The organism is Vibrio sp. Y42_MX_L11, from assembly GCF_024181785.1.
In the GTDB taxonomy this organism is placed as follows: Bacteria; Pseudomonadota; Gammaproteobacteria; order Enterobacterales; family Vibrionaceae; genus Vibrio; species Vibrio diabolicus.
Map to the genome: position 1 here is coordinate 158,997 of NZ_JAMZAP010000007.1, position 20,427 is coordinate 179,423.

At 43.7% G+C, this 20,427-nt stretch carries 22 protein-coding genes; 9 read left to right on the forward strand and 13 right to left on the reverse strand.

Going from position 1 to position 20,427, the window contains the following annotated elements; genetic code table 11:
* Positions 1-7: 7 nt before the first annotated feature.
* Positions 8-301: a hypothetical protein gene (locus NL643_RS09725; RefSeq protein ID WP_054867530.1), complete on the reverse strand. Its 294-nt coding sequence runs from the start codon at positions 299-301 to the stop codon at positions 8-10.
* 245 nt (positions 302-546) lie between these two features.
* Here NL643_RS09725 and NL643_RS09730 point away from each other — a divergent pair, with 245 nt between their 5' ends.
* Positions 547-840 (forward strand): helix-turn-helix transcriptional regulator, encoded by a 294-nt coding sequence (locus tag NL643_RS09730; RefSeq protein ID WP_005375388.1) that lies wholly within the window; start codon positions 547-549, stop codon positions 838-840.
* A 108-nt stretch (positions 841-948) separates the two neighbouring features.
* On the opposite strand, the gene NL643_RS09735 is transcribed toward NL643_RS09730, so the two are convergent.
* The gene (locus NL643_RS09735; protein ID WP_253644349.1) at positions 949-2,298 is read right to left on the reverse strand and encodes an alpha-amylase family protein; all 1,350 of its coding nucleotides are present in this window, start codon (positions 2,296-2,298) and stop codon (positions 949-951) included.
* A 518-nt stretch (positions 2,299-2,816) separates the two neighbouring features.
* Between NL643_RS09735 and NL643_RS09740 the strand changes: the two genes are divergently transcribed.
* The gene (locus NL643_RS09740) at positions 2,817-3,173 is read left to right on the forward strand and encodes a MerR family transcriptional regulator (protein ID WP_005392533.1); all 357 of its coding nucleotides are present in this window, start codon (positions 2,817-2,819) and stop codon (positions 3,171-3,173) included.
* Between the two features lie 58 nt (positions 3,174-3,231).
* Complete coding sequence (locus NL643_RS09745; RefSeq protein ID WP_053809605.1) at positions 3,232-3,609, forward strand: carboxymuconolactone decarboxylase family protein; 378 nt, start codon at positions 3,232-3,234, stop codon at positions 3,607-3,609.
* Between the two features lie 77 nt (positions 3,610-3,686).
* On the opposite strand, the gene NL643_RS09750 is transcribed toward NL643_RS09745, so the two are convergent.
* A complete protein-coding gene (locus NL643_RS09750; RefSeq protein WP_005375384.1) occupies positions 3,687-3,917 on the reverse strand; it encodes a PAS factor family protein in 231 nt (76 codons plus the stop codon).
* Positions 3,918-4,202: 285 nt separating this feature from the next.
* A complete protein-coding gene (locus NL643_RS09755; RefSeq protein WP_253644350.1) occupies positions 4,203-6,629 on the reverse strand; it encodes a M9 family metallopeptidase in 2,427 nt (808 codons plus the stop codon).
* A 447-nt stretch (positions 6,630-7,076) separates the two neighbouring features.
* Here NL643_RS09755 and NL643_RS09760 point away from each other — a divergent pair, with 447 nt between their 5' ends.
* Positions 7,077-8,054 (forward strand): hypothetical protein, encoded by a 978-nt coding sequence (locus NL643_RS09760; RefSeq protein WP_253644351.1) that lies wholly within the window; start codon positions 7,077-7,079, stop codon positions 8,052-8,054.
* A gap of 31 nt (positions 8,055-8,085) precedes the next feature.
* On the opposite strand, the gene accD is transcribed toward NL643_RS09760, so the two are convergent.
* Entirely contained in the window at positions 8,086-8,949 is an 864-nt protein-coding gene (accD, locus tag NL643_RS09765; protein WP_253644352.1) for an acetyl-CoA carboxylase, carboxyltransferase subunit beta, read from the reverse strand.
* 142 nt (positions 8,950-9,091) lie between these two features.
* Between accD and NL643_RS09770 the strand changes: the two genes are divergently transcribed.
* Entirely contained in the window at positions 9,092-9,991 is a 900-nt protein-coding gene (locus NL643_RS09770) for a LysR family transcriptional regulator (RefSeq protein WP_253644353.1), read from the forward strand.
* A 131-nt stretch (positions 9,992-10,122) separates the two neighbouring features.
* Here NL643_RS09770 and NL643_RS09775 read toward each other — a convergent pair whose 3' ends face one another.
* The 3 genes from NL643_RS09775 to NL643_RS09785 form a co-directional block, all read right to left on the reverse strand.
* The gene (locus NL643_RS09775; RefSeq protein WP_048625305.1) at positions 10,123-11,682 is read right to left on the reverse strand and encodes a methyl-accepting chemotaxis protein; all 1,560 of its coding nucleotides are present in this window, start codon (positions 11,680-11,682) and stop codon (positions 10,123-10,125) included.
* A 345-nt stretch (positions 11,683-12,027) separates the two neighbouring features.
* Positions 12,028-12,378: a DUF3147 family protein gene (locus NL643_RS09780; protein WP_005392525.1), complete on the reverse strand. Its 351-nt coding sequence runs from the start codon at positions 12,376-12,378 to the stop codon at positions 12,028-12,030.
* 51 nt (positions 12,379-12,429) lie between these two features.
* Positions 12,430-13,506: a nickel/cobalt efflux protein RcnA gene (locus NL643_RS09785; RefSeq protein ID WP_237311246.1), complete on the reverse strand. Its 1,077-nt coding sequence runs from the start codon at positions 13,504-13,506 to the stop codon at positions 12,430-12,432.
* A 140-nt stretch (positions 13,507-13,646) separates the two neighbouring features.
* Here NL643_RS09785 and rcnR point away from each other — a divergent pair, with 140 nt between their 5' ends.
* The 3 genes from rcnR (at position 13,647) to NL643_RS09800 (ending at position 15,466) form a co-directional block, all read left to right on the forward strand.
* Entirely contained in the window at positions 13,647-13,919 is a 273-nt protein-coding gene (gene rcnR / locus NL643_RS09790; RefSeq protein ID WP_041853119.1) for a Ni(II)/Co(II)-binding transcriptional repressor RcnR, read from the forward strand.
* 195 nt (positions 13,920-14,114) lie between these two features.
* A complete protein-coding gene (locus tag NL643_RS09795; RefSeq protein WP_139059242.1) occupies positions 14,115-15,041 on the forward strand; it encodes a zinc dependent phospholipase C family protein in 927 nt (308 codons plus the stop codon).
* Positions 15,038-15,466, forward strand: coding sequence for a hypothetical protein (locus NL643_RS09800; protein WP_253644354.1), 429 nt, complete (start codon positions 15,038-15,040; stop codon positions 15,464-15,466). The genes NL643_RS09795 and NL643_RS09800 overlap by 4 nt, the downstream gene beginning before the upstream one ends.
* 124 nt (positions 15,467-15,590) lie before the next feature.
* Here NL643_RS09800 and ppiC read toward each other — a convergent pair whose 3' ends face one another.
* Positions 15,591-15,932, reverse strand: coding sequence for a peptidylprolyl isomerase PpiC (gene ppiC / locus NL643_RS09805; RefSeq protein ID WP_074189873.1), 342 nt, complete (start codon positions 15,930-15,932; stop codon positions 15,591-15,593).
* Positions 15,933-16,146: 214 nt separating this feature from the next.
* Here ppiC and NL643_RS09810 point away from each other — a divergent pair, with 214 nt between their 5' ends.
* Positions 16,147-17,061, forward strand: coding sequence for a chemotaxis protein (locus tag NL643_RS09810; RefSeq protein ID WP_005392519.1), 915 nt, complete (start codon positions 16,147-16,149; stop codon positions 17,059-17,061).
* Positions 17,062-17,161: 100 nt separating this feature from the next.
* On the opposite strand, the gene NL643_RS09815 is transcribed toward NL643_RS09810, so the two are convergent.
* The 4 genes from NL643_RS09815 to hutW all read right to left on the reverse strand — a co-directional run bounded on the left by NL643_RS09815 (position 17,162) and on the right by hutW (position 20,286).
* Entirely contained in the window at positions 17,162-17,698 is a 537-nt protein-coding gene (locus NL643_RS09815; RefSeq protein ID WP_253644355.1) for an ATP:cob(I)alamin adenosyltransferase, read from the reverse strand.
* Between the two features lie 97 nt (positions 17,699-17,795).
* Entirely contained in the window at positions 17,796-18,326 is a 531-nt protein-coding gene (hutZ, locus tag NL643_RS09820) for a heme utilization protein HutZ (RefSeq protein ID WP_253644356.1), read from the reverse strand.
* Between the two features lie 56 nt (positions 18,327-18,382).
* A complete protein-coding gene (gene hutX, locus NL643_RS09825) occupies positions 18,383-18,886 on the reverse strand; it encodes a heme utilization cystosolic carrier protein HutX (RefSeq protein WP_047008487.1) in 504 nt (167 codons plus the stop codon).
* Positions 18,887-18,915: 29 nt separating this feature from the next.
* Positions 18,916-20,286 carry a heme anaerobic degradation radical SAM methyltransferase ChuW/HutW gene (hutW, locus tag NL643_RS09830; RefSeq protein ID WP_253644357.1) on the reverse strand — a complete coding sequence of 457 codons (1,371 nt, stop codon included), beginning with the start codon at positions 20,284-20,286 and terminating at the stop codon, positions 18,916-18,918.
* Positions 20,287-20,427: the final 141 nt, after the last annotated feature.

Genomic DNA, 20,427 nt, shown 5'->3' on the forward strand with positions numbered 1-20,427 from the left:
CACGAGATTACATAAGATCATTCATTAAAATCTCATACTCTTCGTTTGCTTCTTCCACTAAGTGAGAAAGCTCTAACGCATCAGTAACTGCAAGATTGAACTGCCACGGAGTTGTGTCTTCTTTACCACAGATTCGAGTTTCACACCCACGGCTCTCAAAAGACAAATCATCAAACTCTGTGGTATGGCGCTCTTGAAGTTCTACAATCTCAACTTCTAATTTACCGACAGGGTTAACTTTAACGCGAGCATGTAAATCCGAACTGTTAGACAAACAATAATCTCTATGAACCGCAATCATGGCCGCCTCCTTGGTCTGCCAACTAACAACTCACCCATGAGTGTAGACGAGGGAGTTTGAACGTGGGGTGAAATAATAATGAAGATTGATCTGTCTCATTGGAGTAGACAATTATTGTTGTGCTGGTATGAGCCGGTATGAATCTCATCTGATTTAAATCGTTCCTAGATCACAAGAGTTGGCATTTACCGAGACTTTCCCTATTATCGAAACAAATTTACTGTAGTCATTCTTTAGAGGTCAGTATGGAGCTTGAAGCCGTCGCTAAAGCACTAAAAGAGTTGGGGCATCCTACTCGTTTAAGTATTTACAAAGAAGTTGTCAAAGCGGGATACAAAGGTATCGCGGTAGGCGGCGTACAAGAAAAGCTTGGCATTCCTGCATCCACTCTCTCTCATCATATTTCTAGTCTAGCCTCAGCCGGGCTTCTCACCCAACGTCGTGAGGGGCGAACCCTTTTTTGCGTTGCAGAGTACCAATGTTTAGATGATGTGATCGGCTTTTTAAAGGCTGAATGTTGCGTTAATGAGTGCTCATAACCTCATAGCAGAGGCGAAAGACTTCGGTTTTACATTAGACTTTACCCGTTCTTGAATGACCGCCGACAAACATAAACACCGAGCTCGCTAAGCTCGGTGTTTTATTTTTTAGTTTTCGACGAGCAACATCGAGGCTTTAGGTGGCACAATTAACTTACCGTCAGATGGAACGTCCTGATCCGTCATCAAATCCACCCAGTCGCCATCCATTTTCAATGCCAAAGACTGCTGACGCTGCGATTTATTAAGCACGACAATGCCTTTGCTCCCTCGCTTAAGTACCAGCATATCATCGTTACCTTCAAGAACACTCATCGACTCGCCATGCGTCATATTGTGGAACTGGATCATTTTCGCCATTCGCGGATCGTTCCATGCGCCTTGCCATCTTGGTTTGCCATTTTTATCTGTAATACCGCTAGTGTTTAAGTCGGTATAAACCAATGGCACACCACCATCGCGGCCTAGAATGTAGGCATAAGCTAACCATTCGTTTTCCTCATCCATGATCAGATCAAGAAAAACGTCATTGTTAGGAATGTCATGCGTGACAACAAATGTAATGGCGCGACCAGGCGAAAGGGCCTGACCGAAACAGTATGGGTCAATCAACGACTTGAAACTGCCCTTTTTAGCAAACGCCTTAAAAATGGTCGAGAACAACGGGAAATCGTAAGCGCCTAAGCGAGTTTCCTGTAAATACGGCTCAAGAAACAACTGATACTCTTCTTCTGTCGCACCGCCATCGGTAATAATTTCGCCAAATATATGCACATCGCGCGTGATGTCGTCTGTCCAAACACGTTTAAGATGCTCTAACGTCATGTGTTTCGCGGCATCAATACGAAAACCTTTCACACCAATGGCTTTCAGTGCTTTTAGGCAAGCGCGTTGCTGCTCAACGACATGGTCACAAACACGGAGGGTTGGCAAGCCAGGATCAGTTGGTCCACCAGTGATGCGTCCATTTTGTACCTGCCATTTATCTTTCCAGTCTTTAATACCGAACGCTTCAACAAAGTCCTCTTCATCAAAAAGCGGTTGAGATAAGTCGCCAAATAACGTTAGCGACTGATATTTCTGTTTGTTTTGTTGGTATTCCTCCAAGACCTCTTGCCTTGGATATTGGAGGTCTCGGCGAAGGTGGGCCTCATTTGCCATATGGTTAAACACCACGTCAGCGTAAACCCACACGCCAACTTGATCCAGTTCACGAACCATACGGATAAAGTCTTTGGTATCACCCAACGCATTGTCGATGACACGGTAATCTTGAGGTTGATAGCGCTGCCACCAGCGATCATCGTGGGCGCTTTTCATTGGTGGCGAAACCAACACGGAGCCGTAACCTAGCTCGTGGATTTCTTTTGCTCGTTGGGCAATGTCAGCATACTTCCAATCAAACGCATGTAAGATAACATTCGCACCGAATGATTGTATTTCCTGTGAGCCACTCATGTTGTTCTCCTACTCGTTTTCACTCACGATTACTTGTTTGCATTTTTTTGTGAGTGAATTCAATAGTCGAAATTATAAGAGCTATTCATCAGACGCCCTCACCCTTTTCGCCCTAACTCAAGGCTGAAAATGAAGGCGTAGTGACTCCTCCATTGCACAAGTAGAAACGGTTCTGAACGTAAACGAGTAGATGGCATTCAAGCACACCGCACATAAAATAAATTAAGTCATTGTTTTATATTGCAAAAAATTGCATTCAAAATATATGAAAGAAAATGCCCGGGTACGCCCTAAAGGAGGCCAAAGACTAAAAACAGTCAAACCACTCTATTGAGTAACTAATTTTTAATAAAGTGAAACTGGCAGGTGGATCACGTTTGGCGCGTATTCAAAACAGCCCCCTTCTGCGTATCCCACCTTAAAACATGGAAGATTACCGTTTGTATCTATCCCGAAATGACTTCAAAATGCGGAACTTAGCTTATGCCTATTGGTATGAATTACCTTGGAGGGTAATCATGAATATCAAAGAGTTTTCTAGCCTCGTCGGCTTGTCTGCTCATACACTTCGATACTATGAAAAAATTGGCTTACTTAAACATGTCCATAGAAACGCGAGTGGGCATCGAGTGTATAGTGCGAAAGATCTAAGCTGGATTAGCTTCGTAAAGCGATTAAAAGAAACTGCAATGCCGCTTGAAGAGATTCTGGAATATGCAAAATTAAGGGAAGTCGGCTCAGAATCTGTACGACAACGCCAAGCCTTGCTAGAGCAACACCAAGAAAACCTCAAGCTCCACATTGAACAGCAGCAAAAGCACTTAACGGCTCTAGAAGAAAAAATTGCCTTGTATAAAAGCGGAAAAGTTCGTTGACTTAGAGTTAACTCTAACGATTAAGGTATGTTTGCATTTATTCACTAGGAACATATCGATGGAACAATCACGCTTTAACAAAGGATTAGAACTACTCTCTCACATTGATGGCGACGCTGGTCACAATGTTATCGAAAGCTTACAAGATATTTGCCCAGATTTAGCTCAGTACACCATTGAGTACCCGTTTGGCGATATTTATGCTCGCCCAGGCTTAGACCTAAAATCGAGAGAAATCGCAACCGTCGCCGCGCTAACGGCAATGGGGAATTGTTCGCCACAACTGAAAGTACATCTCAATGCAGCACTGAATGTAGGCTGCAGCGAGGCTGAAATTAAAGAAGTCATCTTACAGATGTCCGTCTACGCAGGGTTTCCAGCGGCATTAAACGGCATGTTTGCCTTCAAAGAAGTGCTGGCGGAAAGAGCAGAGTAATCACGACGTTGAAATCAATTTAAAGGCAATTAAAAACGGCCCTTGGGGATCGGGCCGTGATTTAAACAACGAGTGAATTAGCGCTCAGGGGTTTCAAGCAGTTTAACCGCGCAATCTACCGCGTTGTTAATGCCTTGACTACTCTCCAACTTGCCTGAACTTGCAGGACCAAGGGCACAAGAATACAAAGCCAGCTGCTTATCGAACGGCAGATCCAACTGTTCATATAGATTTTGTCGGATTCTTGCATGTTGTTCTGGTTCTTGGTTAGCAAGGCTAATCAACGTTTCATAAATAAGCGTTTTCATGTCTTTCCCTTTTCACTTTATTGCACGGGGTGCATATATATTGTATCCGTTTGGAAAGCACAAATCAGAAGCTAGGTCACAGAACGCGTCGCTAAAAAAGTTTATGTGCGCGGTAAATTGTAATACAAACCTAAAGCCGTTTAGAAAAAGAGCAAAGGATAACTCGATAAATCAGCCGATTAACTGGCATTCGCCGCTGTTTGATCACAATGGCATCCGATACAAACAAAAACGCCGCTCTATGAGCGACGTTTTTTATCTCGATTTCAGCTAATCGAGCATGTTTTAGTTGAAGTGCACTAACATTTCAACGTCATCACCTTGTTCTGGTGCTTGAAGAGAGAAGTGCACATAGCCCGCTTCAGTAACAGGAATCGCAAGGTATTCGTTGCTACCTGCATAGTTGGAGACGTACTCGTGTTGCTCAACCGTAGGCCAATGCTCTCTGCTGGCGTATAGATCGACATTACCAGTTTGAGAGTGAGCCGTTAGCCATACACGAATCTCTTCAACACCTTCAGGTACATACACTGCCGCATAACGCTGCTTGTGAACGGTAAGCATTTTGGCTTCACCAGACTCTAATACCACCGGTGCCAAATCGTCTTGCACTTGTGTTGGCGGTGTTTGCGCTTCAACGTCTAAAGCAGCCACAAGATTCACTGAGTCATAGTTATCACGGCCAGTTAAACTGATGTAGTAACGACCTGCTTTCACGTAACCATCCTGCTCTGGCTCAAATACAATCTCTTCATTGCTGCCATCGCCATACTGGCTCATTTCAAAGTCGTAGTAATGCGCAACTTTGTTGTAGCTCATGTAAAGATCCGCATCCCCCGCACCTTCAATAGATACATTAAAGCGAACGGTGTTGGCTGGTACGTCAACGTAGAACAGTTTTTCGCTGTACGCTTCGCCACTGAGTTGAAGGCTTTGGTTCGCAGTCAATTCAGTCACTTGTGCTTCAGGTTCTGTTGGTTCTATTGGCTCTTCTGGGTCAGTAACTGGTTGCTCTGGCTCCACTTCTAACGTATCCAACCAGCGTTCAAACTCTGCGTCATATTGTTGACCTAATGTCGTCACCTGTTGCGCCCACTGTTCAAACTGACCAGTGCGCGACAACGCCAACAAGCTTTCTACGTCTTGCGGATGATTTTCTAGCATGAATCGAACGGCCAAGTAACCCCAACGATAGATACGATTAGTATCGTGAGAATATGTGGTATCAAACACAGTTGAAAGGCTCAGTTTACCGCCTGCAATCAGTTCGATCGCCGCTTGGTAGCCTTGTTTGTAATGCATGTATTCAGCAAAACCTTCCAGCCACCACACGATATGACCGTGGGCTAAGTTATCACTGAACGAGCCGTACTGGTTAAATCGCGCGTCCAAATAGTGCGTGTACTCATGCTCTATATTCAAGATCGATAAATCTTCGCCATTCGCATAGCGATAAGCCACGAAACGGGCGGTATTGTCCGCTTTTGATGGATTCCCTTCAAGGTACTGACCACCGTTGTCCGTTGTATTACCAAACAGGAACGAAGAATAATCAACGTAGCTGTCGTTACTAGCAAACACCGCCACCTCAACACGATCATTCAAGTCATCAGCGACAGGTTGATTGCCCGTATTCGCCACTTGATGGAAGTCGGCTTCTTTCGCAGCCAGTACTTCACACGCTTTCGCAGCTTGAGCATCGGTTAGATCTTCAGAGCGAATGATGGCAGGTCCCTGACACTCAAAACGATTTGGCATCACGCGCGCTGCTAGATCTTGCTTCGCTTGGTCTAGGTCCAGACCGTTTAAGCCTTCTGGTGCGTAGTAGCTCATCATTTCAACGGCAGCGAGCCACAGTTTGTCATGCTCACTACCCAGTGGATAACGCTGCATCACCTGTTGCATCACAGCTAATGCTTTACGTTTGGTCTCCTGATCTGGGCTCGCAAGCAAACGACCAGTTTCACGTAATGCATTGAAAACAATAAAGCTCGCATCCGTATCCAATGCCCAAGCGTTATCAGATGCGAATCTCGCTAATGTATCAATATGGTGAGTATTGTTTGCCATGTAGCGGTAGAACTCATCGTTTGCTACATGACCTGCCATAGAACGGAACAGGTTGTTTAAACCATCGACCCATTGAGTGTCCTGCGCGGTTTCACGATTAAAGTGCATCAACGCGGCCATCATGCTATCCATGGTCAGCGGCAACTGTTTCACGTTATCAACCATCAAAGTCAAGCTCTTCATTGCGCCAACTTGTTCACGGCCTTGATCCAAAGCATGAGGGTTGTTAAGGAATAGGTTCGTCGACTGAGCAAAACGCTGACTCAACGCTTCTGAAAACTCAGGTGTACCTGTGCCAGCATTGTAACGAACGTAGTATGCAGCACGAATAAACTCGCCCAGATTTTCTAGAACACGAGCTTGCTCTGCTTCTCCACGATAGCGGGCAATTTCTTGATCCAACGCGACTTGGATACGGTTTAAGCTCGCTTCGCTGTAAATATCGTTCAGCGTTGCGGAAGGAGCTGAAAACCAAGCGTGGTAGCAATCATACTCAGCACCAGAAACGGCAGCAGCCAAGTCTCTCGATTGTTGTAAATCAGCAACAGCGCACTGGTTTTGTGCAAAAGAGAAGCTAGACACACTCGCTAGCATACAAGCAAGCGCCAAACGATGGCGCGGGAAAAAACGGATATGAGACATAACAACACTCATTGATTATTAACATACATTGAGTGGGGGTTTATATTCTTTACAGCTCAAACAGTGAAATCAGTATCATAAAATTTATGAAATTGCTCCCAAAAATAGGCTTTTTACTCTAAATTTATGGGATCAATCCCAAGCCAAGATTTCTCACAATTATCAATAAAAACATTAATTTACCTTTCTCTAAATAACGACTTCATGAGGAAAATTGCCCTTAAACGCCACCCTTAACTCTTCCAGATAGAGTTCACGACAATCAAAGGTTCTAAATTAAACTTTGATGCTTGATACCATCTATTTTTATTTGTGACTCATTCCCAATAAGTTATCGAGTGCATATCAAAAGGTTGGCATTAATGGTAAATTCTCTTCCAAATCAAACACATTTACTCCTCGAATCATTGATGAGTGAATAAGCAGATATTTGGCTAGGGATAATACATGTCACTTTGGGGATTTTTGGGAGCGGGGCTTGCCTACTTCATGACAACGTTTGCCTTTGTTTTTGGCGGCATTTTTTGGTTATGTGCTGAAGGTAATACATTAAGAGAAACAAAGCGCCAATCATCAATAATGTCCGGGGTTATTGCTTGTACTATTGGAACTTGGGTGCTTGCTTTTGGTGTTTACGTTTACGGTTACTTTTGGGATAACTCTTCTCACTATTATTTTTATTTGCTCGCTCCATGGGGACTTGCCATTTTTGGGATAAAACTTCGTAACCGCTGGGTTAAGCAATACGCGCGTGTAAAACACGCAAAAGAAGAACAGTGGCAAAAGCGCTGGCGAGAATTATTAGGGGAAGATACTGAAGATCTTCCACCATATACACATGATTACGAGCTCTACTCGGGCATTTGGCAAGCCAATGAAGCGCTCCGAGAACAGTGTTTTGCAACCCTTCCTCACGGGAAAGCAGTCTACGAGAGAGTGAAAGCCTTCCAAACGATGGCCTCCCACGCTGGTGACATAAACAATCAAGTTTTGCTGAGTAAACTCGATCAACTAGAGGATGAAATCATTCAAGTTCTTGAGCAACACTCGCAAAAGAAAGTAAGCATTGAAACTGGCGCAGGTACTTTACGCAAAGAGTCAAAACGCAATGTTTATCACCATGAGAATAGCCCCACAGAAGAGCAACTGTACGACTCAATCAACCTCCAACATGATTTGGATCGAGAGCTACGCAACATTATCTATGATCGGCTCGGTTACGATGGCGAAGATGAGTACTTTTTCCTCCAAGCGCCACTCGAAGAGCTTACCGAGAATGAAACCGCAATCAACTGGATGCTCTGGGGTTTAGTAAGCGACCATTTTGCTGTTGACCCATACCAAACGGCGTTGGATCTCAGCCTAATGAATGCGGAACCAAGATGGGGCCAAAATGAACGGTTTGTAATGATTACGGCTCAATAAACGCAAGTACTAAGTCTAACTTTAATACAACCTATTCTGAGACCACCCTCGCGTTGGTTAACTTAGCCAATAAGCCGCCAACGCGATCACGCATTTCACGTCTGTCTACAATCATATCTAATGCACCATGTGCCAATAAAAACTCACTTCTTTGAAACTCGTCTGGTAGCTTTTCACGTACCGTTTGTTCAATAACACGCCTTCCCGCAAAGCCAATGCTTGCTTTAGGCTCACCAATATTGATGTCTCCCAACATGGCGAAACTCGCCGAGACGCCACCATAAGTTTGGTCCGTCAATACTGAGATATAGGGTAATCTGTGCTCAGATAAGTGGTTTAACGCGGCGCTGGTTTTTGACATTTGCATTAGTGCTACCAAAGACTCTTGCATGCGCGCCCCTCCGCAAGCAGAAAAACACACTAGCCCAGATTTTGTATTAATCGCAGTTTCAACGGCGCGGACAAATTTCTCGCCAACCACCGCCCCCATCGAGCCAGCCATGAAAGAAAATTCAAACGCACAAGCTACAATAGGCAAGCCTAGCAACTTCCCCTGCATCACAACCAAGGCATCTTTTTCTCCAGTCGTTTTCTGCGCGATGGCAATTCGCTCTTTATATCGCTTTAAGTCTTTAAAACCCAAAATATCCTGCGGTTCCAACTCACTTGCCAACTCTTGCTGTGTTCCATGATCCAGAAAAGTGTTCAACCTTTGACGTGCAGCCATTCTCATGTGATGAAAGCACCTAGGACATACTTCCAAATTCTCTTTTAATGCCGCGCGATAAAGTATTTGTTCACATTCAGGGCATTTTGTCCAAACGCCCTCAGGAATAGACGCTTTGCGCGAACCTATTATATTCTTATTCTCAAATAACCTTTCTAGCCAACTCATGTGTACCTCATTATTTATCACCTCGTAGCACGACATCTGCATCGTTTGCCCGCTCTGACTTTTAAATAAAATTGTATGCAACTCAGTCTGAGGATAAAGTGCAATATGCTGGCTAGATAATCCAATAAAGTGGGACAATCAAATGTTTGATAACATCGACCAAACCTGGTTAAAAAGTTTTCATTGTGTTTATGAGAACAACAGCTTTAAGCGAGCCGCTGAGTGTTTGAATATACCAACATCGAATGTCAGCCGACATATTGCCCTGCTTGAAGAAAAGTTAAACATCAGGTTGTTCAATAGAACAACAAGGCGAATGACGCCTACCGAGGCTGGAGAAGAGCTCTATAGCAGCACTCGTCCATTATTGGAGCAACTCAACAACGCGCTAGAAACCGTGACTCGCCACTCGCACACCGTAACTGGAGAGCTACGTATTCTTATGCCAGACACACCTGTACTGGCCAAAGCGGTTGTCACCTTTTGCACGCAATACCCGTCAATCTCTTTATCTTGCGATACAACGCTAAACCCTAAAGATGAGATTATTGATAGCTTTGATGTCATTTTGAGTTTTCATAGAGGGACTTTGTCTGACAGCAATTGGGTAGCAAGGGAAATAAAACGCTGGCCCAGTGCTATTTTGGCTGCGCCTCAACTGCTTAATAAGTACGCCAGCCCTTACAAAATTACGGATTTAAATCATGTTCCCAGTATCACGACACTTACTGCAGTAAATGGCGCTCCCTGGGTATTTAAAAATCCCGACGGAGGTCATATTACGCAAACAGTACAATCCTCGTTCAAAGTAAACAGTGGCCATCTCGCTAAATCTGGCGCGTTATCAGGGCTTGGATACGCAATACTTCCAATAGAATCATGCAAAGGTGAGATCGAGAGCGGCAAGCTTGAAGTCATCCCTCTAGAATACGAACCTGAAGATTTAGTGCTTTATGCGTTTTACTCTTCTAGAAAGCACTTAGCCAAGAAAATCTCTATGTTTGTTGAGCACTTAAAACAACACGCGAAGCTTAACGCCTAGCTAAGCATTAATCATTTATCACAATAACTATAAAAACTGGCATAGTAGAGCAATTCAACATGCGATTTTCTCAAATAAAAAAGCCAGCAATCGAGATTTACTGGCTTTTGCAAAAGGATTTCCGTTGGCGTTTAAATTCTAAACGCTCCTACGTGACGATCGAGAGTTCTCGATAATTCCGCAAGTTGTTGACTTGATTCTTCCAATTGCTCACTCGCCGTTAGCGCGTTTTTCACGGAGTGACTGACGGTATCCATATTCATGTTAATTTCATTTGCTACCGTTGATTGCTGTTCTGTTGCCGTTGCCACTTGAGTATTGATATCCAAAATAGTAGTAACTTGATCAGCAATTGCCTCTAGTGCTTGTCGAGCGAGCTCCGTTTCTGCAGTGCCTTCTTCAATTAGGGTTCTACTATTACTCATTGAATTAACCGCACTTTGGGCTTCGGTTTGCAACTGATGGATCATATTGTCAATTTCATCAGTGGACTGAGCCGTTTTAGTTGCAAGATTACGAACCTCGTCTGCCACTACGGCGAAACCTCGTCCGGCATCACCGGCGCGCGCTGCTTCAATAGCGGCATTTAACGCTAGTAGATTAGTTTGCTCAGAGATCCCTCTAATGACTTCGAGAATACTACCAATCGACTGAGTGTTGTCCGCAAGGCTTACGATAATATTGGAAGTACTGTTCATCTCGTTTTCAAGATTCGTCATCGCCGTCTTGGTGCGTTCTAGCGTCTTGTAGCCATCTTGAGTCTCATTACTTGCCGTACTCGCAGCACTCGCTGCACCAGCAGCATTTGACGCAATTTCGTTGACGGTCGCGATCATTTCGTTCATAGACGTGACAACCAGCATGGTTTGCTCATTCTGCTCCTGCCCTCTTGCAAGCGCTTGTTGAGATTGTCCACGCAGCGCGACAGCGGAACCATTCAGCTCTACACCAGTATTTACAACTTGTGTAATGATTTCATGTACCTTGCCAACAAACACGTTGAACGCCGAAGAAATTTGTGCGACTTCGTCATTACCTTTTGCTGGTAAACGAACCGTTAAGTCTCCGTCACCTTTCGAGATGTCTTGCAACGCCTCCTTAAGCGCAGATAGCGGTCGCATCAGCTTGTTGAGTAGCAGCGATAGAGCCAAAACACACAGAACGAAGATCACCACCATGGAAATCAGTTGGGAAGTAATAATTCCATTCGTCGCTTGGCTTACTTCTGTAATAGGAATACCAATATCAAACGTACCGTACAACTGACCATTCACGTAGATCGGCGCCATGATATCAAACACCCACACTTTCTGGACATCGGCATACCACTTTGAATACTGTTGTACACCTTTGGTTGCACCTTCAACGGTGTAGTTATCATTGTAGGTTTTATTTAGCTTTTGCTTATCACTGTGAGCAACCGCCGTCACATTGCGATCAATTACGACTGCATAGCTTACGTCTGAACGTTGTTTCAAACCCTCAACGAGCGATTGTAAGTCTTGCATTGGGTTGGCTGAGTTCTCCAAAATATAACTTGCATTTCCTGCTAAAAACTCAGCTTGAACTTGGGATTTGTTTAAGATGATGTCATCGATTTTCTGACTCGAAATTAGGTACGTTGATGCCATACTTGCCACGACAGCAATACCAAACATGGCGCAAACGGCTAATAAGATGATTCTTTTCATTTTAATTGTCTCGGTACAATTCAATGTGATGCTCACGACAGAGCGTTAAGCCTTTCGCCTCTTATAACCAACACAAACTGTATTTTTAGCCTGTCTGGAAAAGCTAGACGTAACTTTGTAGCCACTGTATCTGCCTGATTACCGATAACTTTAGAATGAAGGAAGAAAAGTCTTCAAAACGTCACATTTCTACGAGGTTTGGCTGAAAGACAAGAGAGCAATCGCTAACTTCAAGTAAGCGGCCACACTGTCATCGAGCGTTAAAGAAAGAGTTCTAGTTAGAGCCTTGAAAATATAAATAAGCGAGCGCTTCGACCTATATTCTTACAATTCTCCTTTGCTCAATTAAGTTAATTCTATTCCAAACTCTTTAATAACGATGGTCACAATGAAGAAACAAACGATTGAAATAATGGCGCAAATTCCCAACGAGAACCAAAACGAATATCGGCTCAGTAAGAAAGGAAAAACTAGAAACATCGGCAATGTAGGCAGTACATACCAAAAAGTATAAAACGCGTGGTTCGCGAGCTTTTCCTGACCTTGCCCTTCAATATACATCCAAATCAAAGCTAAAATAGTGACCGTCGGGAGCGCGGCAATCAGCGCTCCCGCTTTATCACTTCTCTTGGCAACTTCAGATATCAGCACCACTATTCCTGCGGTTAACGCGTACTTAGTAATCATCCACAACATGAAAGAGCTACCTTTAATAAACAAAAAGCGACGTAATAATTACAACAGAGCTTAGCTCATTAACGTCGTAAACCCGTGCATGCCCATATATACACCAACGGCACTAATCAAGATCCCCGATAGATAAGGTGCACGACGAGCCACATCGTTCAAACCACTCCACTTCGATGTTGCTTTTTGAACGCCCACTGCCGCGACAACACCAACCGCAACTAAAGTTAACGCTAGACCAATACTGAACGACACCACCAAGGTTGCACCAAGTGTCATGGCCTTAAGTTGCAAACAAATGAGTAAAACAGTGACCGCCGCCGGGCATGGTATTAACCCACCCGTCAGACCAAACAGAAGTATTTGTCCATTGGTAACATCTCGATCGCCAAAGCGCTTTTGAATATCTAGAGCGTGAGCACGCTCATGGGCATCTTGGTACTCTTTATTCTCACCTTCCGAGTGGGAATCCGCATGAAAATGCACCTCGAAATCGTGGGTGTGATCATGGTGCCCGACCATCAACGTGACGAAAAAATCATCAGAGGCTTCAATACAGGAGGCGGATTCCAAATAGCCATCGCGCTCAATAAAGTGATAAATATCAGAAGGCTGCCTGATTGCGTTAGGTAGCACTAGTTTAACGTTTTCAGCCGTTAAAGGCTTACCGTTAAGTGTGCGTAACTGAAAACGGCAGTGATGCCCTTCTTCTACGATAGAAAGCGATAGATGCCCATGACCAGTATCGACAACTTGCGTTCTCCAGTCTCGAGCTTGCTTATGAGCTTTGTGCCAAGCTCGCTCATCGCTCCACGTTCTCCAGAACATCCATAAACCCGTCGAAACGATAATTACCCCAGAGATAAGCTGCATCCATGGCTCCGCAGCTTCTGCAGTAAATCTTTGACTTATATACATCCCACCCGCAGCAATTATCCATACGATCGCCGTATGGGAAAGCGTTGCAGCCAGCCCCAACATAACCGCCTGCTTCACTGTTCCTTTTACGGCCACAATAAACGCCGCCATCATCGTTTTTGAATGTCCTGGCTCTAATCCATGTAACGCTCCTAATAAAATGGCGCTGGGTATAAAAAACCATCCATTACCTTGTTGTAATAATGCGACAAAATCCATTGTTATTCTCAATATGCTCTTCTAAAGTTGCCCTAAACTATACTCCCTCCCCCCCAGTATTTAATACTACCCCCCAGTATAAGATGAGTGCTACATTATCAGTTAGAACCTCGCAGTCAGTAACTTAAAGAAGATAAGTCATGTCCCATACAACCAGAGATCAAAAGAAGCTCAGTACCCGTGTCAGCAAAATACAGGGTCAGGTGAATGGTCTTAAAAAAATGCTGGAAGAAGAACATGAGTGCCAAGATGTGTTGCAACAAATCGCTGCAATTCGAGGGGCTGTAAATGGCTTAATGAAAGAGGTGATCAAAGGCCATCTCATCGAGCACGTCGTATTGGAGGAAGAATTAGAAAAGCGTGAAGCTGATATGGAAGTTGTACTGAAAGTGTTGGACTCCTATATCAAATAACACGATTTCATTAATTTTTTGAAGTGCCATTATCGATTTTCATTAAAATAGATAACGCAAGTCCTAAGGCGATAATTTGCAAATGCCTCGCTCGATATCCAATACATAAACATTATTTTTATAAGACTCGAGTCGCAGCGAACACATTGTCCGCATAGTAAACTCCATGCATTTAAACTGTACATGGAGGTTACTATGCCTGGTGCTTTCGCACATATCACAGCGGTAAATGAAGCTTCTGCTAATAATGCATTGATGAAGTTAAACATACCTCAAGAAGCAAAAAAGGCTTTAGCTCAAAATAAACGGTATTTAGAGCTCGGTTGTGTGAGCCCCGACTATCCTTACCTTGCTCTAATGAATTCTGCGCAAAATAAGTGGGCAGATAAAATGCATTACAACCACGTTGGTAAGCTAATTGATGCTCTTATTCAGCAGGTAAAGGCCGCAGATAACGAACACTTTGAAAAAACCTTCTCATGGTTATGTGGCTTTGTAGCACATGTGGCAACCGATATTACTCTTCATCCTGTAGTTGAATTAAAAGTGGGCCCTTACGCAGAAAACGCCCAGCAACACAGAATTTGTGAAATGCACCAAGATGCTTATATTTGGCCGTCCAGGATGCAACTCGGAAGTATTGGCCTTGCAGATAGAGTCAGAGAAAACATCGGCAGTTGTGTGGACCAGAATAACAACAACCTAATAGATCCTGTTATTCGTATTATTTGGTCTAATGCTCTTTCAGCTACTTATCCCGAATACGCTAAAGAATGCAAACCTGACGTAAACGTCTGGCACGAAGGATTTCAATCCGTTGTGGACAATGCTGAGGAGTCGCATCGCTTATTTCCTTGGGCGAGGCATGTGGCTTCTAAACTAGGGTTAACTTACCCGCTTCCAAACGAAGTTGACTCTACTTATATTCAGGATTTAGAAACGCCAGATGGTATTAAGCACTACGATGAAATTTTTGATAAGGCGATTAAGACAATCCAAATATTTTGGGAAAAGCTGGCAGCTTCCATTTATGAAAACCAAGATACTGGCTTTTTTGAAAATTGGAATTTAGACACTGGTCGAAATGAAAATGGACAGCTTAGTACTTGGGGAAATCTATGAAGCTAATCATCGTTATCACCCTTCTTCTCTCATTGACTTCTTGCGCCACCAAATCTCAATATCCTGAAGAGGTCATGTTTGATATGGCCTCGATTTTAAAAGATGTAGCCCAAGCTGTTGACGGTGAGCTCAAGTTTGGAGACACAGCAGGACTAACAGAGAAAGAAATATTCGAAAATGCGATGTCAGCTAATCCAGCTCAAATCACCAAACTCTCACAGTTAGCTATCGATGGAAACATTTCTAATTATCGAATTCTTTCAGAGTTTCAAGGTAATAATGCAGTTATGTTGATATGTGACGGGGATACAGCACTAATGGAAGATGCAGGTTGCAACTCAGAATTTGATAAGATCTATTGGGACTCCCCAAAACCTTACTCATGCCAAATCAAACTTGATGCGGCAGCTCTTTGTACTGATTAACAGTAGGGGAAATAGAGGAAATTTATGAGTAATACATGGCTTTAACTTATGCCTGTCATGTATTACTCACAATATGCAGAAACAGGTAATATTTAAAAAGCTCAAGCTTACCTGTAAGAAATCACTACGTTCTGTAAAGCACCTTTACAACATGCCAGCCGAACTTGGTTTTGACTAGATGTGGCGTCAGAACCTCGCCAGAAAAGCACACTTTGTCGAACTGAGGTACCATTTGACCACGGCGGAACTCACCAAGATCACCACCGCGCTTACCTGACGGGCAAGTGGAATACTTCTTCGCTAGTGTCTGAAACTTTGCGCCTTTTTTCAGTTGCTTGATAATGTCTTCTGCTTGCTCTTTGTGCTTCACAAGAATATGTAATGCGGCTGCTGTATTTGCCATTGATCTATCTCTCACTATTCTGGTCGCGCAAGTGTACCCAATCCCTTTTAACACGCCAAACATTTCTTGTTTATACCTAGGCGGCTTCAAGGTTCAAATACATGGGACTATAAAACTTTCGGCATAACAAGATTAAAATACAACCAAGTTTTGCTCAGTTAATCACTATTCTTTAAGAGATTGTCTAAAAAGCTCACATTTGTCTCTCCGATGGTTGAAGCCTTCGTCTGATAAGATTAGATTAGACACAATTCGGTGGTATTTATAAGGTTATTTCATGGCAAAAGTCGTTAGTAAAGCGAATCAATCTCAGGGCATGTTGATGTTCAAACTCACCCTGCAACAGAGTTTCGCGATAGGCACGCTAAAAGTCCGTGAAATCGTTCCGTATATGCCAACCACGAAGATCCCTTACTCGCATCATCACGTCATTGGCACCGTTACAATACGTAACTTAACAGTGCCTGTGATCGACATGTCAGCGGCTGTCGGCTTTCGTCCTATCAGTGAAGAAGAATACAAGAATTGCTACTTGATCGTGACAGACTGTTTGCGAACCGTGGTCGCCTTTATGGTTCGTAGTATTGAGAAGATCATTGAATGCGATTGGAAAGCCATTGAAACCCCACCAGCGAGCGCTGGGAAAAATATTTTCGTAACAGGTATTACTCGCTACGAAGACAAAACGGTTCAGATGCTGGATGTAGAACTGCTACTTTCCAAAATTTATCCGCAATACGAAAACTCAAAGATCCCGATGCTGACAGATGTTGAACGTGAGCGCCTAAAAGCATTAAGCATTCTTTTGGTGGATGACTCTTCCATCGCTCGTAAACAGCTGTGTGATGCTCTTGATAGTATCAATATCGGATACCAAATTTGTAAAAATGGTTTAGACGCATTAGAGCTGATGAAAAGCGAGGCTGAGGCTCATCGACCAATCGATATTTTGGTCAGTGATATTGAGATGCCAGGGCTTGACGGCTACGAGCTAGCATTCGAAGTACAAAATGACTCCGCTCTTAATCACTCATACCGCATTTTGCATACGTCGTTATCGAGCGAAATCTGTGTAGACAGAGCTCACCAAGTTGGCGCACACGAGGCGCTTGAGAAGTTCAATGCTGGTGAGCTGATTGAAGCCATGCTGCGCGGTGCAAAAGAACTAGAAGCCAAAGCTATGGCTTCTTAACTCTAAACTAAACAGCCAAGAAGCAAATTGTCGAATATGGTGTTTTGCGGCCATTTTTTCGCGCAGAAGCTTTGATGTTCGCGGCTGCTAGTGTCTCAGGTCACTTCTTTGGCATCGAGTAACTACGAGATACAAACTCTGTCTCTTCGACTTGATTGATGTGATTAATATAAGAAGCCAAGCTATAAAGTACATTCGCCAATAAGTTCGCGTAACGAAATAGAATGGGGGCAGGTTGCTTCTTACCTGCATGTTCGATCGCAACTAATGCTCGTACCGTTTTTTTAGCTTGGCAACGGCACAAATGCAATTGACTGGATGCAGGGTGCCCTCCAGGTAGAACGAAACCTTTGAATCCACCATCAATGCGTTGCTTAAGCAAGTCATAATCTGCCTTTAGCTCATCAACTTCCGCTTCTGTAATCGCTAGCTTTCCGCGAACCGAACCATTTAGGTGATAAACATTAGGCTGCATTCTTGTCAGTATATCGCGGCTAAACTCGTCCAGATCCATCGCGAGAACTAAACCAATACGACTACAAAGTTCATCTGCCGTGATTTCAAAGTCACAAACCGGACTGTTCTCGTAAATAAACGGATAGCAAATCTCGCTCAATTCCTTGCTCACAGGCTTCATGCTTTTGTTCCAATATAAAAAAGGGAGTCAGTATAACCGAACTCCCTTTATGCGTTCATTATTCCTAATGCTCGATATTTACATGACCGATTTACAATCAAGCACTTTCGATTTTCTTGTGACCTTCTTGAAGGTGAACAAAGTCCACTAAATCGTCGCCAGAGACTTGATACGCTTGACCAAAGCCTTTCACAAATAGCCCCGATTCTGGCTTTAAGTTAAACAACACGAAATCCTCTAGTTGGCTGAGACCATCAATAATCTCACCAAAACGCTCTTTCATTTGTCCAACAACTTGGTGCCACATCTCTGTGTCTCGCTCAACCACATTTGCTACCGCATCAAAAGTTAAGCGCTTACGAGCAAACAACTGCTTTGAAGGCTCTTCATCTTCGATCATCATCAAAGAAACGTTTGGGTTTTCTAGAAGGTTACGGGCATGACGAGCGATTTTAGAAATTAGAACGAAATAACCTTCCTGGTTTTGGACATAAGGCGCGTAGCTTACATTCGGGCGACCTTCTGCATCGACAGTTGCAAGCTGAAGCGTACGACGCTCCTGACGAAACTCTTTGATCTCTGGCCCTAAACGACCTTGCAAACGCTCTTGTTTAACTTGTTGATCCATATTGATACCTGACTTTACTAATTAGTATTCGAGTTGAGCCTCGATTATGTTTGTGATTACTTTTTCAATTCGGCTTGTAAGGCGCGGAATGCGGTGACTTGATCTTCAAGTAGCTCGCGCTTTTCGTTACGGCCTAAATAAACTTTGAAAATATTGCTTCCGCACTCAGAGAAAAAGCCAAAATAGTGACTCTCTCTACCCATAAACGGTTTGCTTACCAACGCAACATTTTTAACATTATCTAGTTTCAAGTGACCGTGTAGCTCACCTTCTCTGCCCATTAAATTGTAATAGCCACGCGCCACTTTTCCTTTTGGGAATGGTGCTTTGACTTCAAAAATAGAGCCAAAAGAGTGAACAATAGTCGTCACCGGGCCGAAACCAACCAAACCTTCTAGAATGCTTTGTGCTTGCGCTCCTGGAGCGATGGCCACCATTTCCTGCGGCAAAGCCGCAACAACCTCAAATTCAGAAATACCGAGACGTTCTGCCATCGCTGCTGGCAATAATTGCGGTTCTTGCTCTAGTAATGCTTCAACTTGTTGTTTGATTGATTCCATATGTTTTCCGTCTTTGTTCAATTTTTTCATTAATTATTGGATACTTTCGGTACGGTTTCGTTCATCTCTGACGTAAGTACCTGAATACAACCTTGAGCCAATGAAACAGCCCAGAAACTACCAGCAAGAGTAAGAAGTAGGCTGCGTTCATGCAGTTCTACTAAACCTTTTTGCTGCCACACTTTAAATAGAGGCATTAAAAATCCGAACGTGTCCTCCCCCATAAACGATGGCAGTTGGTTTGCCTGAACGATACCGCGATCAAACCCGGATTTGAGTGCAGAAAATAGTGGCTCTAGAGGGCTTTGCTTCATCATCATAGCGATGGTGCTTTGCCCTTCTTTGATGGCTTTAATATAGGTCGCCAATGTGCGATGTTGCATCATTCCGTAACCACCGATATTACCTCCAGCGCCACAGCCAATTGGCAGTACCTCTGCATATGTCTTGGCTAAACTGTTGTATAAACTACGTTCACGGTTATCGATTGCCCAATGGTTCACACTCAGTTGCTTCATATGGTGTTTGGCCATAAAGTTCACACCGAGCTCATACATGCCTGCTTTTTCTGGCGTGGTAGCTGGTGGGGGGATTTTTCCTTTTTCTACAAGGTTAAGCATGGGTGCTGAACCACCGACTACCAACTGATATAAGTCCAACCCGTGTGCGCCAGTCGAGAGAAAATCATTTAAATCTTGCTCTAACACTTCTTTGGTTTGATAAGGCAAGCCGTAGAGTAAATCGATAATGACAGGAATTTTGTCTTCATTGGCAATCTCGCTAACTCGCTTTAGCACATCTTCTCTATCATCTAATCGTTTCGCGCTGCGACGCACTTGTGTATTAAAACTTTGTACACCAAAAGAGAAACGATTAAATCCACCGTCGAGAGCGCCTTGGTATAGCTCATCAGAAAAACGGTTGATGCGACCTTCTAAGGTGATTTCACAATCCGAGGCCAAAGGAAAGTGCTCATGAATCGCCTGACCTAACACGCGAACCTGTGCTGGAGACAGATCCGTTGGCGTTCCACCACCAATATACACAGCATGGAAAATACCGTTTTGTGTCCAAGGCAATGCAGCTTTCTCCTTGAGCTCCTGCATCAGTGCGTCAAAGTACTCATCAACCAGTGCGCGGCTCGCAGCATTTTGAAAGAAGTTACAAAAGGTGCAACGTACGCGACAAAATGGAACGTGAATATAAAGACAACGTTTATTGGTCGCTTTAACCGAGTTAGCGGTAACGCTTGAAAAAATCGCCTGTTGCTGAGGTGGAGGTACAGGCACGCTCGCTCCGCCAGCGTGTGCCGAATGTTTCTTAACAAAGGCAAATCGCAATGGGTCAGGGCTATCGCTTCCCAACACTGATTCGTCAAATTTATCGATATCGACGCTCATATATACTCGCTTAGCTCCCACCATATAAGGGGTAGAGGCTGGTCTTTAAAAATCTGCAAGAATCATAATTTGAGCGTAATGATAATGCAATTGATAATTGATCTTATTTCGGTTGTGAGTAATAATCTGCTCAAGTTTTCA

What these genes read in the sequence shown, in the direction of transcription:
- NL643_RS09780 (WP_005392525.1), bottom strand. Translation starts at nt 12,378, where the DNA reads ATGTTGTGGATGATTACTAAGTACGCGTTAACCGCAGGAATAGTGGTG.
- NL643_RS09800 (WP_253644354.1), top strand. Translation starts at nt 15,038, where the DNA reads ATGAAGCTAATCATCGTTATCACCCTTCTTCTCTCATTGACTTCTTGC.
- NL643_RS09730 (WP_005375388.1), top strand. Translation starts at nt 547, where the DNA reads ATGGAGCTTGAAGCCGTCGCTAAAGCACTAAAAGAGTTGGGGCATCCT.
- NL643_RS09770 (WP_253644353.1), top strand. Translation starts at nt 9,092, where the DNA reads ATGTTTGATAACATCGACCAAACCTGGTTAAAAAGTTTTCATTGTGTT.
- NL643_RS09735 (WP_253644349.1), bottom strand. Translation starts at nt 2,298, where the DNA reads ATGAGTGGCTCACAGGAAATACAATCATTCGGTGCGAATGTTATCTTA.
- NL643_RS09785 (WP_237311246.1), bottom strand. Translation starts at nt 13,506, where the DNA reads ATGGATTTTGTCGCATTATTACAACAAGGTAATGGATGGTTTTTTATA.
- ppiC (WP_074189873.1), bottom strand. Translation starts at nt 15,932, where the DNA reads ATGTTTGGCGTGTTAAAAGGGATTGGGTACACTTGCGCGACCAGAATA.
- accD (WP_253644352.1), bottom strand. Translation starts at nt 8,949, where the DNA reads ATGAGTTGGCTAGAAAGGTTATTTGAGAATAAGAATATAATAGGTTCG.
- NL643_RS09755 (WP_253644350.1), bottom strand. Translation starts at nt 6,629, where the DNA reads ATGTCTCATATCCGTTTTTTCCCGCGCCATCGTTTGGCGCTTGCTTGT.
- NL643_RS09810 (WP_005392519.1), top strand. Translation starts at nt 16,147, where the DNA reads ATGGCAAAAGTCGTTAGTAAAGCGAATCAATCTCAGGGCATGTTGATG.
- hutW (WP_253644357.1), bottom strand. Translation starts at nt 20,286, where the DNA reads ATGAGCGTCGATATCGATAAATTTGACGAATCAGTGTTGGGAAGCGAT.
- NL643_RS09815 (WP_253644355.1), bottom strand. Translation starts at nt 17,698, where the DNA reads ATGAAGCCTGTGAGCAAGGAATTGAGCGAGATTTGCTATCCGTTTATT.
- NL643_RS09740 (WP_005392533.1), top strand. Translation starts at nt 2,817, where the DNA reads ATGAATATCAAAGAGTTTTCTAGCCTCGTCGGCTTGTCTGCTCATACA.
- NL643_RS09745 (WP_053809605.1), top strand. Translation starts at nt 3,232, where the DNA reads ATGGAACAATCACGCTTTAACAAAGGATTAGAACTACTCTCTCACATT.
- hutX (WP_047008487.1), bottom strand. Translation starts at nt 18,886, where the DNA reads ATGGAATCAATCAAACAACAAGTTGAAGCATTACTAGAGCAAGAACCG.
- NL643_RS09795 (WP_139059242.1), top strand. Translation starts at nt 14,115, where the DNA reads ATGCCTGGTGCTTTCGCACATATCACAGCGGTAAATGAAGCTTCTGCT.
- rcnR (WP_041853119.1), top strand. Translation starts at nt 13,647, where the DNA reads ATGTCCCATACAACCAGAGATCAAAAGAAGCTCAGTACCCGTGTCAGC.
- NL643_RS09775 (WP_048625305.1), bottom strand. Translation starts at nt 11,682, where the DNA reads ATGAAAAGAATCATCTTATTAGCCGTTTGCGCCATGTTTGGTATTGCT.
- NL643_RS09760 (WP_253644351.1), top strand. Translation starts at nt 7,077, where the DNA reads ATGTCACTTTGGGGATTTTTGGGAGCGGGGCTTGCCTACTTCATGACA.
- hutZ (WP_253644356.1), bottom strand. Translation starts at nt 18,326, where the DNA reads ATGGATCAACAAGTTAAACAAGAGCGTTTGCAAGGTCGTTTAGGGCCA.
- NL643_RS09725 (WP_054867530.1), bottom strand. Translation starts at nt 301, where the DNA reads ATGATTGCGGTTCATAGAGATTATTGTTTGTCTAACAGTTCGGATTTA.
- NL643_RS09750 (WP_005375384.1), bottom strand. Translation starts at nt 3,917, where the DNA reads ATGAAAACGCTTATTTATGAAACGTTGATTAGCCTTGCTAACCAAGAA.